The sequence below is a fragment of the Paracoccus sp. SCSIO 75233 genome, assembly GCF_027912675.1.
Classification (GTDB): domain Bacteria; phylum Pseudomonadota; class Alphaproteobacteria; order Rhodobacterales; family Rhodobacteraceae; genus Paracoccus.
This window is the reverse complement of the sequence record NZ_CP115757.1, coordinates 974,495-987,334: the sequence shown is the minus strand read 5'-3', so window position 1 is coordinate 987,334 and position 12,840 is coordinate 974,495. Positions and strand designations below refer to the sequence as shown.

At 62.6% G+C, this 12,840-nt stretch carries 16 protein-coding genes and 1 pseudogene; 10 read left to right on the top strand and 7 right to left on the bottom strand.

Translation table 11 applies throughout. The features are described 5' to 3' along the window. Positions 1–28 precede the first annotated feature (28 nt). Positions 29–1,669 carry an ABC transporter substrate-binding protein gene (locus tag PAF12_RS04755; protein WP_271108850.1) on the bottom strand — a complete coding sequence of 547 codons (1,641 nt, stop codon included), beginning with the start codon at positions 1,667–1,669 and terminating at the stop codon, positions 29–31. A gap of 299 nt (positions 1,670–1,968) precedes the next feature. On the opposite strand from PAF12_RS04755, the gene PAF12_RS04750 reads away from it, so the two are divergent. Both PAF12_RS04750 and PAF12_RS04745 read left to right on the top strand, forming a co-directional pair. Then, positions 1,969–2,787, top strand: a complete 819-nt coding sequence (locus tag PAF12_RS04750) for a sugar phosphate isomerase/epimerase (protein WP_271108849.1) — start codon at positions 1,969–1,971, stop codon at positions 2,785–2,787. A 122-nt stretch (positions 2,788–2,909) separates the two neighbouring features. Then, entirely contained in the window at positions 2,910–3,263 is a 354-nt protein-coding gene (locus PAF12_RS04745) for a hypothetical protein (protein ID WP_271108848.1), read from the top strand. A gap of 130 nt (positions 3,264–3,393) precedes the next feature. On the opposite strand, the gene PAF12_RS04740 is transcribed toward PAF12_RS04745, so the two are convergent. The 5 genes and pseudogenes from PAF12_RS04740 to PAF12_RS04720 form a co-directional block, all read right to left on the bottom strand. Further along, on the bottom strand, positions 3,394–3,687 hold the full coding sequence (locus tag PAF12_RS04740; protein WP_271108847.1) for a hypothetical protein: 294 nt from the start codon (positions 3,685–3,687) through the stop codon (positions 3,394–3,396). Positions 3,688–3,998: 311 nt separating this feature from the next. Then, a complete protein-coding gene (locus tag PAF12_RS04735) occupies positions 3,999–4,505 on the bottom strand; it encodes a DoxX family membrane protein (RefSeq protein WP_271108846.1) in 507 nt (168 codons plus the stop codon). After that, on the bottom strand, positions 4,502–5,215 hold the full coding sequence (locus PAF12_RS04730; protein WP_271108845.1) for a DNA-binding domain-containing protein: 714 nt from the start codon (positions 5,213–5,215) through the stop codon (positions 4,502–4,504). Before PAF12_RS04730 ends, PAF12_RS04735 begins: the two co-directional genes overlap by 4 nt. After that, a pseudogene (locus tag PAF12_RS04725) lies at positions 5,212–6,054 on the bottom strand (DUF692 family multinuclear iron-containing protein). The gene PAF12_RS04730 and the pseudogene PAF12_RS04725 overlap by 4 nt, the downstream one beginning before the upstream one ends. 54 nt (positions 6,055–6,108) lie before the next feature. Continuing rightward, positions 6,109–6,414 carry a DUF2282 domain-containing protein gene (locus PAF12_RS04720; RefSeq protein ID WP_271108844.1) on the bottom strand — a complete coding sequence of 102 codons (306 nt, stop codon included), beginning with the start codon at positions 6,412–6,414 and terminating at the stop codon, positions 6,109–6,111. Between the two features lie 156 nt (positions 6,415–6,570). Here PAF12_RS04720 and PAF12_RS04715 point away from each other — a divergent pair, with 156 nt between their 5' ends. Further along, on the top strand, positions 6,571–7,110 hold the full coding sequence (locus tag PAF12_RS04715; RefSeq protein WP_271108843.1) for a sigma-70 family RNA polymerase sigma factor: 540 nt from the start codon (positions 6,571–6,573) through the stop codon (positions 7,108–7,110). Continuing rightward, on the top strand, positions 7,107–7,709 hold the full coding sequence (locus PAF12_RS04710; RefSeq protein WP_271108842.1) for a DUF1109 domain-containing protein: 603 nt from the start codon (positions 7,107–7,109) through the stop codon (positions 7,707–7,709). The genes PAF12_RS04715 and PAF12_RS04710 overlap by 4 nt, the downstream gene beginning before the upstream one ends. A gap of 24 nt (positions 7,710–7,733) precedes the next feature. On the opposite strand, the gene PAF12_RS04705 is transcribed toward PAF12_RS04710, so the two are convergent. Continuing rightward, positions 7,734–8,495, bottom strand: a complete 762-nt coding sequence (locus PAF12_RS04705) for an N-formylglutamate amidohydrolase (protein ID WP_271108841.1) — start codon at positions 8,493–8,495, stop codon at positions 7,734–7,736. Between the two features lie 13 nt (positions 8,496–8,508). On the opposite strand from PAF12_RS04705, the gene PAF12_RS04700 reads away from it, so the two are divergent. From PAF12_RS04700 to PAF12_RS04675, 6 genes are read left to right on the top strand one after another with little or no spacing between them, the layout of a single operon-like run. Continuing rightward, positions 8,509–8,706 (top strand): hypothetical protein, encoded by a 198-nt coding sequence (locus PAF12_RS04700; RefSeq protein ID WP_271108840.1) that lies wholly within the window; start codon positions 8,509–8,511, stop codon positions 8,704–8,706. Further along, positions 8,703–9,509 carry an ABC transporter ATP-binding protein gene (locus tag PAF12_RS04695; RefSeq protein ID WP_271108839.1) on the top strand — a complete coding sequence of 269 codons (807 nt, stop codon included), beginning with the start codon at positions 8,703–8,705 and terminating at the stop codon, positions 9,507–9,509. The genes PAF12_RS04700 and PAF12_RS04695 overlap by 4 nt, the downstream gene beginning before the upstream one ends. An 8-nt stretch (positions 9,510–9,517) precedes the next feature. Beyond that, positions 9,518–10,240 (top strand): ABC transporter ATP-binding protein, encoded by a 723-nt coding sequence (locus tag PAF12_RS04690; RefSeq protein ID WP_368045169.1) that lies wholly within the window; start codon positions 9,518–9,520, stop codon positions 10,238–10,240. Beyond that, on the top strand, positions 10,237–11,127 hold the full coding sequence (locus PAF12_RS04685) for a branched-chain amino acid ABC transporter permease (RefSeq protein WP_271108837.1): 891 nt from the start codon (positions 10,237–10,239) through the stop codon (positions 11,125–11,127). Before PAF12_RS04690 ends, PAF12_RS04685 begins: the two co-directional genes overlap by 4 nt. After that, on the top strand, positions 11,108–12,172 hold the full coding sequence (locus tag PAF12_RS04680; RefSeq protein ID WP_271108836.1) for a branched-chain amino acid ABC transporter permease: 1,065 nt from the start codon (positions 11,108–11,110) through the stop codon (positions 12,170–12,172). The genes PAF12_RS04685 and PAF12_RS04680 overlap by 20 nt, the downstream gene beginning before the upstream one ends. Then, positions 12,169–12,810, top strand: a complete 642-nt coding sequence (locus PAF12_RS04675; protein ID WP_271108835.1) for a cysteine hydrolase family protein — start codon at positions 12,169–12,171, stop codon at positions 12,808–12,810. Before PAF12_RS04680 ends, PAF12_RS04675 begins: the two co-directional genes overlap by 4 nt. The last annotated feature ends 30 nt before the right edge of the window (positions 12,811–12,840 follow it).

Sequence of the window (12,840 nt, the reverse complement as noted above, 5' to 3'; positions counted from 1 at the left end):
GCGTCCGGGGCGATCAGCGGTCACGCAATCAGCCGTTGGTCGGCCAGTTCGATGCGCGGAAGTCCATCGCGAAGGCAGGCGCGGCCTTCCAGTTCAGATCCGAACGCATGCCGGTAAACACGGCGTTCTGATGCAGAACCTGATAGGCAGGATCTTCGCGCTCGGCGATTTCCAGCATGCGGGCGATTGCCTTCTTGCGCGCGGCCCGGTCGGTCGAGGTTTCCATGACCACGGACAGCTCGTTCAGTTCGGCGTTCGACCAGTCGCGCTTCTGCTGCACTTCGCCGTTCGGGCCGAACTGCACCACCATAGGGGTGATCGGATCGTTGATCGAGTTGGAGGCCGACCAGTCACGCACGCCCTTCACGCCTTCGGGATCGTGGATCTGGCCCCAGTTCTCCTTCATCTCGATCTCGACATTCAGGCCGACCTGTTTCCACATCTCGACCATGATCTGACCGTTGGAAACCTGGTTGGTGTAGTAGTTGTTCAGCAGGCGGAACGGGATCGCATCGCCCTTGTAATTAGCCTGCGTCAGCAGCTCGCGCGCCAGTTCCGGGTTATATTCCGGGGCCGTCCAGCCCTCGATGAACATGTCGGAGGTGCGGAAGCTTTCGAACTGAAGCCCTGCCGGAACCTTGGTCATGCCGCCCCAGAGCGACTGCACGATGGCCTCACGGTCAATGGCGTGGGTCATGGCGCGGCGGACCAGCGGATCGGCGAGGACTTCGTTCTGGGTGTTGAACACCGAAATCCGGTGGTTCCAGATGGTCGAGTTCTGAACCTCGAACCCATCCGCATTCTGCACCTGCTCCACCTGATCCGGCGGCAGGTCACAGGCGAAATCATATTCGCCGGACAGCAGACCGTTCACGCGGCTGGCAACCTCGGGCACTTCGAGGAAGGTGATCTGTTGCAGCGGCGGACGGCCATTCCAGTAGTCGTCATGGGCCAGCAGCGTCAGCGAGACGTCGGGGCGGAACTCACCAACCATATACGGGCCCGTGGTGATCGGCTTCACCGCCCATTCGGCAAAGGTCGCGGCTTCTTCCCAGGCGCGGCGGTTGGTGATCTGGCTGCCATAGGAATAGAGACGGCCTTCCAGCGTCACATCCGGCGTCGCATTGCGCAGGCGGACGGTGTAGTCGTCCACGATCTCGATCCCCTCCAGCGACGGCCACAGGCGCCGACCGACGCCCGGCACGTTCGCCGGCAGATCCTTCGGCGTGGCGGGCTTGTAGTTCTCGGCAAAGATCGTCTGACCGCCAATCGGCTGGGTGTCGCCGAACACACGTTCCGGCGAGAACGAAAACGCGACATCTTCAGCCGTCATCTCGTCGCCATTGTGGAACTTGACGCCCTGACGCAGCTTCAGCTCAATCGTCTTGTCGTCAATGCGGCTCCATTCCGTCGCCAGACCGGGAACCGGGCCCTGATCGCCCATCCAGTCGCGCAGGATCAGACCTTCCCAAAGATTGGGGAAGAACACCCGCTCACCGACATTGGACTGTTCGTTCCAGACATCCAGCGTGTTGTTGTTGGTGATCTTCTGAACGGCAATGGTGATCGAGGGGCGGCTGGCCTGAGCGCGCAGATAGCCCGGCAGCAGCAGGCTGCCCGTGGTCGCGCCCATCAGTCCAAGCGCGTGGCGGCGATTAAGTCTGAACATTTCACTCTCCTGTCACCCCGGCAATTGCGGCAGCGGGGGATGCATGATCTGGGAGCGGCCTCAACCGAGACCGTTATCCGCCGTGGACATGTGATTTCGTCAGCACGCGGACATAAGCGATAAATCAACTCTTCACGACAGGATCGCGACCCTTCCGAAAAGGAACCGTGACAATTCGGTCCGGCAGCAGGAACCTGCCCGCGGTCGCCGGGACCCGTCACCGCTTTGTCATTCACATCGCTTAGAGGCGGGGCTGCGTTTGCGCATAACCAGCATCTGCTTTGTACAGGAATGACCGAATGACCAGCCTTCCCCTTCTCGGCGCGGCAATGCCGCTCGACACGTTTGAGACGCTTCGCGACTGGATGCTCGCCGATCCGCGTGATCTGGAACTGCAGGACTTCATCACCGCCGAGGTGCTGAACGGCGACTGGCAGCCCCTTGTGGACCGCGCCCGCAAGCTGCTGGATGGCCATAAGGGCCGGTTGGGGATCCACGGGCCGTTCTGGGGCCTCAGCCTCGCCAACCCGGACCCGGACATCCGCGCCCTCGTCACCCGCCGCATGGAGCAGGGCCTTGCCGTCTGCGAGGCTCTGGGCGCCACCCAGATGGTCATCCACAGCCCCTATACGACATGGAACTATAATAACTTCGAGAATGTGCAGGGCTCCCGCGAGGAGGTGCTGAACCTCGTCCATGAGACGCTGGACCCGGTGATCTCCCGCGCCGAGAACGCAAATATCACGATGGTTCTCGAAAATATCGAGGACAAGGACCCCGATTCCCGCTGCGAACTGGCCGATAGTTTCGACAGCCCCGCGATTGCCGTTTCAATCGACACCGGGCACGCGCATTACGCCTATGGATCGACCGGCGCGCCGCCTGTGGATTACTACGTCTACCGCGCCGGCAACCGTCTGCAGCACATCCATATTCAGGACGCTGACGGCTACGCCGACCGCCACTGGCAGATCGGGAACGGCAATATCGGCTGGCCCGCCGTTTTCGCAGCACTCGCCACCCTGACAAGCGAGCCTCGACTCATTCTGGAGTTGCGCAACAAGGATGGCATCCTGCCCTCTGCCGCCTATCTGCAAAACCTCGGCCTTGCCCGCTGACATGGCTGAAAGCTGAGAAAACAGGCAAAGCCGCCCATTTGGGCGGCTTCCCGCCGAGATGCGGGCGAATCATACAAAACTGTCATTAACCGACGGCAATAAACCTGTTATGATACCGTTAGTTGATCGTGATTTTCTGGGAGGAAGGACGATCCGCTGCAACTGCGAGGCATTTTTTTCGATTATCTGAGATTACCCCGCTGTACCTCGTGGGTGCCCCTGCTGAAGTCCCGTCACCGCCGGGGCGCTCGCATTTTTGCCAGAGCTGGGAGGCTGCCATGACACCGTTCGACGTGAACGAAAAACTGCAAGAAATTGAGCGGCATTACCTTGCCGCCAGTGATTCAGAAAAGCGCCGGGTCGCACTGAAGATGCACAAGCTGCTTCGGCGCGGAAGCCATGCCGAAGGCCAAAGGATCGTCTATCGCCACGATCCGTCGGAAGATGTGGATCTGTTCGACAACGTGCCGGTCTGACGCCAAAGCCGAATGATGGACGCGGCCGTCCGGAAAACCGGGCGGCCTTTTCATTCATGGCGTGGACGGATCATCTCCGGTCCCGCGCTTTATGCATCGCGCGGGCACTATGCTGATGCAAAGCCCGGGATTAAAGCTCGGTCGCCGCCGCGTCTGTGGTTGTCGGTGCGTAAACCGGCTCCCCACCCTGAATAATCCGCTTCCCCTCATTACGGCAAATCGTGTCGGCGGTTGCCACATCCATCGCATTCGGACGACCGATCGAGCGGTCCCACGTCACCTGTTCAGGGGTATAAAGCTGGCAGATCACCGGCCCCATTGCCGTGTCCACCAGAACCGGCTGCGATTCGAAATCCTTGGGCGAGATCGCGCAGGCGCTCAGCGTTCCAAAAGCGATAACGGCAGCGAGAGCTCTGACATACATTTTTAACAGTCCTTCTACATTATGAGCGATTTGCCCATTCACATTTCCTAACAGGGAATATCACGGCGACAAATTGATGCAATCTCGGCCGGTTGGGATCCCGGTCATAATAATCGCCGATAGAATAAGGCAGCCCGCGCCTGCCCTGCACAGCATCCGCTTCGACAAGTAGACGGAAATCGACGGACCTGCGAGGTGATCGCGGAAATGAACCTTCGGATCGGGTCATAATATCTGATGAACAACCTGAATTTATTAAAAAATTCCGGATAGTATCTTTCAACAATTTGAAGTCAGTTAATTCGCGGCCATCAGACCCGCACAACCGCCCGGCCCAGCCGGGCAAGGGGCAGATACCGATCAAGCGCAAGCCATCCCCCGCCCATAAGAAACGGTACTGCCAGCAAGGCCAGCCACATAAGCCGTGGCGAAAGCTCGGCGACCGGAACGCCATGGCCGTATATATCGGTCAGACTCATGACCAGAATGAATCCCATCATCGACAGAGCCGACAGCCGCGTCAGCAAACCCACCAGCAGCAGCGCCGGCAGCATGAGTTCCGACACCGTCCCGAACGCAACCACCAGATCAGCCCAGAGCGGCATCGCCTGAACATCATACCCGCTCGCCTCAGCCAGTTTCGGCAGGATCTGCGCATATGCGCCCGCACTCAGCCCGAACCCGTCCAGCTTGGTCAATGCAGCGCGCCAGAAGAAACTGCCAAGCGCCGCGACAAAGGACAGCCGCGCCATCAGCGGCAGCAGGTCGGGGGCCAGCCGGTCCAGATTGCGGGTCATCCTGTCCAACATCTCGATCATGCCCCTTCCTCCACCAAAGCGCCCTGCCCCAGCAGACAGGCCAGAACCTCACCGGGCCGCGCCGCGTCCTGCAACGCCTCGGTCAGCGTCGCCCCTTGCACCAGCCGCGCCAGCGCATCCGCCGTCCCCGCCGGGGCTGCGGTCAGCATCAGCGTCAGCGCGGGCCGGGTGAGCAGGATTTCCCCACTATCCTGAACCACCTGCTTCCGGCCAAGCGCGTGATTGCGGATATGCAGAAGCGGCCAGCGGGTTTTCATCGCCCGCGCCGCCGGGTGCGGTTCCGGCCTCCAGCTTTCCAGCCGCTCGGGCGGCAGGGCTGCGATCTCCTGCGGATCGACCGGGCGCGCATCGCGGGCATGCAGCGCCTCGCGGCTGAGTTGCTCCAACCGCGCCATGTCAGGAAGATAGGGCAGGCTTTCCGCCGGGGGATAATTGGCCAGCCACGCCGCAAAATCCTCGCCCCATTCGGCCAGAACCGGGGATTTCGGCGGGTGATCAACCAGAAACAGCCCCGCGGTCGCCGCCATAAATCTCTCACCGACAAGGCTCGCGATGACCGGAAAATTCGCCGCGAGCGCATCCGACAGCGCCACGGTGACATTGTTGCGATAGACCGCGAAGCGCCGCCCCGCATCTCCACCCTGCGGCAGCGTCAGCCCCGGCGGGGGCGGCAGATCGGGCGACAGCAAGGCTTCGGAAAACCCGCTCATGCGGCGGCCCGCTTGGTCAGGATCAGGCTCGCCCGCGCGGCCTCCAGCGCCAGAACCTCGAATGCGGGCACGTCATTATCCCATTCAATCAGCGTCGGCACCGGGCCGGTCCGCGCAATCACATCGGCATAAAGCGACCAGACCGGATCGGGGACGGGCCGGGAGTGGGAATCGATCAGCAGCGCGTCGTCCCCGCCATCCGCATCCGGCCCCGCCAGATGGATCTCACCAACCTTCCCCACGGGGAAGGTCGACAGGTAATCCTGCGCCGATCCGCCGAGATTATTGGCCGATATGAACACATTAGCAACGTCGAGCAACAGGCCGCAGCCGGTGCGGCGGCTGATCTCGTCCAGAAAATCCGGCTCCGACCAGCTGCTTTCGTCGAAGGCCAGATAGCTTCACGGGTTTTCCAACAGCATGGTCCGGCCCAGCCGGTCCTGCACCTCGTCGATATGGCCGCAGATCAGGTCGAGCGTCTTTTGCGTATAAGGCAGCGGCAACAGATCGTTGAAATAGGCCCCCTCATGGGTCGACCAAGCCAGATGTTCCGAGAAGCTTGCCGGTTCGATCCGTTCCACCAGACGCGCCACCCGCGCCAGATGCTCCGGGTCGATCCGTTCCGCCCCGCCGATGGACATGCCGACGCCATGCACCGAAATCGGAAACCGCGACGACATCTCTGACAGAAGCGCCATGCGCGGGCCACCGTCGAAAAGGTAATTCTCCGCGTGGATCTCCAGCCAGCTGACCGCGCCCGGCGATTGCATCAGATCGGGGGCATGGGCGGATTTGAAACCGACTCCAACGGATTTTGGCAGGGCCATGATATGCTCCATTCTTCTGGGCAGGGCTGGCGCGGATCGCAACAAGACCCGCACCAGCCGCGTCGGTCATGCGTCGGGCAGATCGCGCTCCAGCGGCTCCAGCGAGCCCATGCGGGCCATGCCGTCATCCATGCCGGGCAGTTCCATCGTCATGCAGGTGCCTTCGGGCACCAGCGACCACGCGTTGCCCTGGTAGTCGAGTTTGGACGTACCGGCACAGGTCGTGCCCGCCCCGGCGGCGCAGTCGTTTTCACCGGCCAGCGCGACGCCGTAGCATTTTTCCTGCCCCATTTCCGCCTTGGTTTCGGCATTGGCGGCGAAGCTGGTGGCGGCAACGGCGGCTGCGCCGAGGATCAGGGTCTTGCTGTTCATGTCAGGTCCTTTCCTGTTGACGAAGATGTCCGCATCTTCACAGGACATGACGAGCGCAGCCCCGGCTTCGTTACATCGAAAGATGCAATTTCTCCGGGATTTTTTTACATTCGGGCTGTAACAAGCAGCGCCAAGGCGGCGTAAGGCAGTCAGAATATGGAAGATGCGGATCTTGAAAAGCTGATGCGCGCTGGACTTGCGGGCGATGCCGGTGCTCATCATCGGCTGCTGGTTGCGCTGACGCCGGTGCTGCGGCGTCTGGCCTGGGGCGTGCTGCCACAGGATGCGCATCATCTGGCCGAGGACGTGGTTCAGGAAACCCTGCTCGTGATCCATCTGAAACGAGCGAGCTGGGACCGGAACCGCCCGCTGATGGCCTGGGTGCGCGTGATCCTGCGCCACAAGGCGATTGATGCGCTGCGCAGGCGACGTGGCGGGCATGAGCCGGTCGAGGATCTGGCCGACAGCCTGCCCGACCCCGCCACGCCGGACCCGCTGGCCGGGCATATGCTGGAACAGATGCTGTCCCGGCTGACGACACGGGATGCTGCCCTGATCCGCGCGCATGCTTTGCTGGGCCGGGACGAGGCGGAGATACAGAGGAATTTCGGGCTCAGCGCCGGGGCCATGCGCGTGGCGCTTCACCGCGCACTCAACCGCCTGAAGGCGATGGCACAGAAGGATGAAACGGAATGAAGACCGAGGAACTGATAGAGGCGCTTGCCGCCGATACAAGGCTGAACCCGCCCCGGATGACGGTGCGGCTGCTGGCCGGATTGGTTGCCTCGGTCGTGCTGGTCGCCCTGTTTTGGTCGGTCAGGCCCGACCTGCCCGAGATTCTGTCCGACCCGCTGGTTGCGGCGAAATTCGTCCTGCCGCTTGGTCTCGCCCTGCTCCTTATCCTGCTGTGGCCGGAGCCGGGTTCCGGGCGTGCGCTCTGGCCGCTGGCCCTGCCCGCGCTGATCGCGGCTGGCCTGTTTCTGGGCTTCATGCCGCGTGAGAACCTTGCACCCGCCGTGATGGGGTCGTCCTGGCGGGTCTGTCTGACCTCTATCCCGTTCCTGTCCCTGCTGCCGGGGGTGGCGATTTTCGCCGCGCTGTGCCGGACCGTCATCACCCACCCCGAACGGGCCGGGCTGAAGGCCGGGCTGCTGGCAGGCGCGTTCGGTGCCGCGATCTATGCGCTGCATTGCAACGAGGATGCGCCGGTTTTCTATACCGTCTGGTATTCGCTGGGCATCCTGATCTGCGGCGCCGTCGGACGTTTCGCCGGGCGGAGAGTGCTGGGCGTCTGACACAAGGCACAGGCGGGCCGAAAGCTACAGCCCTTTCGCCGCCCGCGTGAGCATATCCGCCAGCAGCGCGGACCAGTATTCGGCCTGCGCGTCACCCGTGGTCAGGTCGTTGCGAATCTCGATTTCCACGCAGGGCAAGCCGCGCGCCTCGCCATGTACCGGGATCGCGTAATCCGTCTCGTCCCCGACCGCGTAAGGCTGGTTGTCACCCACGACATGATCGGTTTTCGCCCGCAGCAGTTCCAGCATTGCCGGCGACAGGGTCTTGTCGCGGTTATACAGCACGCCGATCTCCCACGGCCGTTCGACACCTTTATAGACCGGCGTAAAGCTGTGGATCGTCACCAGCAGCGTCCGCCGGTCCGCTGCACGACGCTTGTCCAGCTCGGCACTGACGTGATCGTGGAACGGGTTGAAGATTTCCGTAACCCGCGCCGCGCGCGCATCTGCGGAGACGTTCATGTTGCCGGGGATTTCCGTGGATTCGCTGATGACCGGCATGAAGCTGTCCACATCGGGCCGGCGATTGCAGTCGCAGACCAGCCGCGAGTAGCGCTGCATGAAAAGCGGCGCATCCAGCCTGTCGGCAAGCGCCATCGCGATCTCACGCGCACCGATATCCCATGCGATATGGCGCGTCAGTTCGGACGCATCAAGCCCCAGATCGCCAAGCGCCCCGGGAATAAGGCGTCCCGCATGCTCGCATATGACAACGAAATCCGAGGTTCCGGCGCTGTTATGCGCCTCCAGCGGGTGCGGCTCATGAGGGGAGAGAAGCTGTTGCATGCGACGACATCCAATGATCGAGGGGAAACGGACAAACTGCCTGAGCGGCATTTCCGGCACAGGAAAAACAGACCGCTGCGCGGATGAACAAAATAATACATTCGATCCGGATCGGTGCAAGATGTATCTTGCGATTGACCGCGCCGGTCTGGTCTGCTTAGCTTCCGGCACATTGATCGGTAAAACTCATCCGGGCGGTAACCCACGGTGAACACAGAAAACTTGCTCGCAGCAGAACAGATTACCCGCCGGTTCGGCGGTATCACGGCTGTCGAATCCTATGATCTGGAACTGGCGCGCGGCGATCTGGTTGGGCTGATCGGGCCGAACGGGGCGGGAAAAACCACCGTGTTCAACATGCTCAGCGGGGTTCTGCCGCCCAGCTCCGGGCGCGTCAGCATTGGCGGCGTCGATCTGACGGGGCAGCCGCCGAACCGCTTTGCACAGGCCGGACTTGCCCGGACATTCCAGAATATCCGCCTGTTCGAGGATCTCAGCGTGCTCGATAACGTCATGAGCGGGGGTCATATGCGGATGGGTGCGGGGCTGCTGGCGACGCTGGCGCAGCTTCCGGCTTTCTGGCGCGCCGAATCCGCGATCCGGGACCGCGCGGCGGAGGTGATCGAGCGGGTCGGGCTGTCCCAGCACCGGGACCGCCGGGCTGGCGATCTGTCCTATGGCGATCAACGGCGGGTGGAGATTGCCCGCGCGCTGGCGCTTGAGCCCCGGATATTGCTGCTGGATGAACCCGCCGCCGGTCTGAACACCTCGGAAACCGCGACGCTGACGGCACTGATCCGGTCGCTTGTCGATGAGGACGGGATCGCGGTGCTGCTGGTCGAACATGACATGCGGCTGGTGATGTCGCTTTGCAACCGGATACAGGTGTTGAACCGGGGCAAGTTTATCGCCAGCGGAACCGCGCGCGACATCCAGCGCAACCCGGCGGTGATCGAGGCCTATCTGGGCACCCGCCGCAAGGGGTTGTCCCATCACGCGGGGGCACCGGCATGAACGGGGTAATGCTGAAAATCGACGGGCTGAACCTGCGCCGTGGCGCGACCCATGTGCTGCACGATGTCTCGCTGGAGGTTCGCAAGGGCGAGATCGTGACCCTGATCGGCGCGAATGGTGCGGGCAAAAGTTCCACGCTGCACACGATTTCGGGTCTGCTGCGCCCGCTCTCCGGCACGATGAGCTTCACCGGACGCGACGGCGAGATAAACCCTGCCACGGCCGCGCCCGACAGCATCGTGCGCGCCGGGTTGGTCCATTGCCCGGAGGGGCGGCAGATATTCGGTTCGCTGAGCGTTCGGGAAAACCTGACCATGGGGGCCTATGCCCGCAAGGATCGCAGCCGGTTGAAATCCGAATTCGCGCATGTCCATGAGCTGTTCCCGATCCTCGCCGAACGTGCCGATGTCGCGGCAGGATCGCTGTCGGGGGGCGAGCAGATGATGCTGGCCATCGGGCGCGCGCTTCTGTCCGATCCGGTGCTTCTGCTGCTGGACGAGCCGTCGCTCGGCCTTGCCCCGCAATATATCGAGCGGATTTTCGACGTGATCGAGCAGCTTCGCGACGACGGCGTGACCATCCTGCTGATCGAGCAGAACGCGGCGATGGCGCTTGAAACCGCCGACCGGGGCTATGTGCTGGAGGACGGGCGCATCATCCTGAGCGGCACCGGCGCGGAGCTTGCTGAAAACCCGCAAGTCCGCAGCGCCTATCTGGGGGAATTGGAATGAGCCAGTATCTGTTCCAGCAGATCGTCAACGGCCTGTCGCTCGGCAGTCTCTACGCGCTGATCGCCATCGGCTTTTCAATGATCTACGGCATCGTGCGGCTGATCAATTTCGCGCATGGCGATCTGGTGATGATCGGCGCCTTCGCCTCGCTGGCCATGGTGCAGATGGGGATGCCGTGGCCGCTGGTCGCGCTGCTGGTGCTGGTGGTCGGTGCCTGTGCGGGGATGACGATCGAGACGGTGATTTTCCGCCCCATGCGCTCGGCCACGCAGGTAACCGGGTTCATTGCGACGCTGGCCGTGTCGGTGCTGATCCAGAACGGTGCGCTTCTGTTGCTGTCGGGCCAGCAGCGCAGCTTTCAGTTTCCCGCCGTCATGCGGCAGAGGGTGGAGATCGGCGGGGTCAGCGCCTCACTAACCGATCTGACCATTATCGTGATGGCCGTGGTGCTGATCGCAGCACTGCTGTTCGTCGTCTACCGGACCCGGCTTGGCACGGCGATGCGCGCCACATCCGAAAACCTGCTGGCCGCGCAGTTGATGGGCGTGCCGGTCAATCGCACCATCCTTGCGGCCTTCGCCATCGGCTCCGGCCTCGCGGCGATTGCCGGGCTGATGTGGGGCGGGAAATTCGGCCAGATCCATCCGCTGATGGGCCTCGCCCCCGGGCTGAAAGCCTTTATCGCCTGCGTGATCGGCGGCGTCGGCTCCATCGGCGGGGCGCTTCTGGGCGGCTATCTGCTGGGCATGGCAGAGGTGTTGTTCGTGGGGCTGCTGCCACCCGAATATGCCTCTTACCGGGACAGCTTCGTCTTCCTTCTGCTGATCGTGATCCTTCTTGTGAAACCTTCCGGATTGTTTATGCGCCATGTCGAAGAACGCGCCTGATCCCGCCATCGCCGCCGCGCCGGGACAGGGTCCCGCCGCCATGCGCCCTGCCGCCGCCGGGCTGAGGCTGGCCGCGCTGGTGCTGCTGTTGCTGGCCGCCCTCTGGGCGTTTTCCGGTCAGGCAAGCGCCTATGGGCTGACGCTGGCCGCGCTGGCCTGCCTGAATATCACGCTTGCCGTGTCGATGCAGTTGACCAACGGGCTGACCGGGCTGTTTTCGCTGGGTCACCCGGCTTTCATGATGGTCGGGGCCTATGTCGCCGCCGTTCTCGGCTATCCGGTGGCACGGAAATCCACCATGCTGTTTGCCCTGCCGGAGCCGTTCGTGTCGTGGCAGATGCCCTTCGTCCTGTCGGTCATCAGCGCCGCCGTCATCGTCGGTCTGATCGCCTTTCTGATCGGGATCATCGTGCTGCGGCTGAAGGGGCATTACCTCGCCGTGGCCACGCTGGGGCTGATCGTGATCGTGCAGGGGCTGGCGATCAACTGGCAGGGGCTGACACGCGGCGGTTCCGGGCTGTCCGGCATCCCGCGGCTGACCAATATCTGGTGGTGCGCCGGGCTGATGATGCTGGTCCTGCTGATCGTGTGGCGGATCAAGTTTTCTTCTCTGGGCCGGGCGATGATGGCCACGCGCGAAAACCAGCTTGCCGCCGAGTGCATCGGGGTCCGAACCGCCCGCGTCAAGCTGATCGCCTTTGTGCTGGGTGCGATCATCGCCGGGGTGGTGGGCGCGTTCATGGCGCATCTGATCACCGTCGTCACGCCGCGCAGCTACGGCATCGTGCTGGCGTTCAACCTCGTGGCGATGGTCGTGCTTGGCGGGACCGGCTCCATCATCGGGGCCGTTCTTGCCGCACTTGTCATCACGCTTCTGGGCGAGTCGCTGAAACCGCTGGAGGAGAGCATGGGACTTTACGGCCTGTCCCAGATGATCGTCGCCCTGATGCTGGTGCTGGTGCTGCGCTTCCGCCCCGCCGGGCTGTTCGGTTCGGGTGAGCCGCGCTGGATCACCCGCCTGTTCCGACCGGAGATGAAACAATGACCACCCCCCGCAAGCAGGACATCTTTGCGACCCGCCGCCACAGGCTGACACCCGCCCGCTGCGCCTTGCTGGTCATCGATACGCAAAACTGGGTGATGGACGAGGCCAACCGCCAGCCCCGGCCAGAATTTTACGAGGATGCGCGCGGCATCGTCATCCCCAATATCGCCCGGCTGATCGACGCGGCGCGGTCTATTGGGGTCGAGGTGATTTATACGGTGATGGAAAACGCCACGGCGGACGGGCGCGACCGTTCGCTGGACTACAAGCTGTCAAATTTCTTCATTGCCAAGGGTTCGGACGACGCGAAGGTGATCGACGAACTGAAACCGGGCGCGGATGAAATGGTGATCCCGAAAACCTCATCATCGCTGTTTAACTCGACGAATTTCGAATATCTGATCCGCAATATCGGTCTGGATACGATCATCGTTACCGGGTTTCTCACCGATCAATGCTGCGATCACACGATCCGGGACGGGGCGGATCGCGGGTTTCACATGATTTGCGTCTCGGATGGCTGCGCCACCGACACACGCGCGCGGCACAAAAATGCGCTGCGGGCTTTTGGCGGTTACTGCGTGACGGAAACGACCGACAGCCTGATCGCGCGGCTGGCACAGGATGCTGCCGGTTAAGGGCCGACGCGTGCCGCCGGCCCCTGCCCC

Excerpts from the sequence above, each read along its gene's own strand:
- PAF12_RS04755 (WP_271108850.1), bottom strand. The coding sequence starts at position 1,669 with ATGTTCAGACTTAATCGCCGCCACGCGCTTGGACTGATGGGCGCGACC.
- PAF12_RS04750 (WP_271108849.1), top strand. The coding sequence starts at position 1,969 with ATGACCAGCCTTCCCCTTCTCGGCGCGGCAATGCCGCTCGACACGTTT.
- PAF12_RS04740 (WP_271108847.1), bottom strand. The coding sequence starts at position 3,687 with ATGTATGTCAGAGCTCTCGCTGCCGTTATCGCTTTTGGAACGCTGAGC.
- PAF12_RS04735 (WP_271108846.1), bottom strand. The coding sequence starts at position 4,505 with ATGATCGAGATGTTGGACAGGATGACCCGCAATCTGGACCGGCTGGCC.
- PAF12_RS04730 (WP_271108845.1), bottom strand. The coding sequence starts at position 5,215 with ATGAGCGGGTTTTCCGAAGCCTTGCTGTCGCCCGATCTGCCGCCCCCG.
- PAF12_RS04720 (WP_271108844.1), bottom strand. The coding sequence starts at position 6,414 with ATGAACAGCAAGACCCTGATCCTCGGCGCAGCCGCCGTTGCCGCCACC.
- PAF12_RS04715 (WP_271108843.1), top strand. The coding sequence starts at position 6,571 with ATGGAAGATGCGGATCTTGAAAAGCTGATGCGCGCTGGACTTGCGGGC.
- PAF12_RS04710 (WP_271108842.1), top strand. The coding sequence starts at position 7,107 with ATGAAGACCGAGGAACTGATAGAGGCGCTTGCCGCCGATACAAGGCTG.
- PAF12_RS04705 (WP_271108841.1), bottom strand. The coding sequence starts at position 8,495 with ATGCAACAGCTTCTCTCCCCTCATGAGCCGCACCCGCTGGAGGCGCAT.
- PAF12_RS04700 (WP_271108840.1), top strand. The coding sequence starts at position 8,509 with ATGATCGAGGGGAAACGGACAAACTGCCTGAGCGGCATTTCCGGCACA.
- PAF12_RS04690 (WP_368045169.1), top strand. The coding sequence starts at position 9,518 with ATGCTGAAAATCGACGGGCTGAACCTGCGCCGTGGCGCGACCCATGTG.
- PAF12_RS04685 (WP_271108837.1), top strand. The coding sequence starts at position 10,237 with ATGAGCCAGTATCTGTTCCAGCAGATCGTCAACGGCCTGTCGCTCGGC.
- PAF12_RS04680 (WP_271108836.1), top strand. The coding sequence starts at position 11,108 with ATGTCGAAGAACGCGCCTGATCCCGCCATCGCCGCCGCGCCGGGACAG.
- PAF12_RS04675 (WP_271108835.1), top strand. The coding sequence starts at position 12,169 with ATGACCACCCCCCGCAAGCAGGACATCTTTGCGACCCGCCGCCACAGG.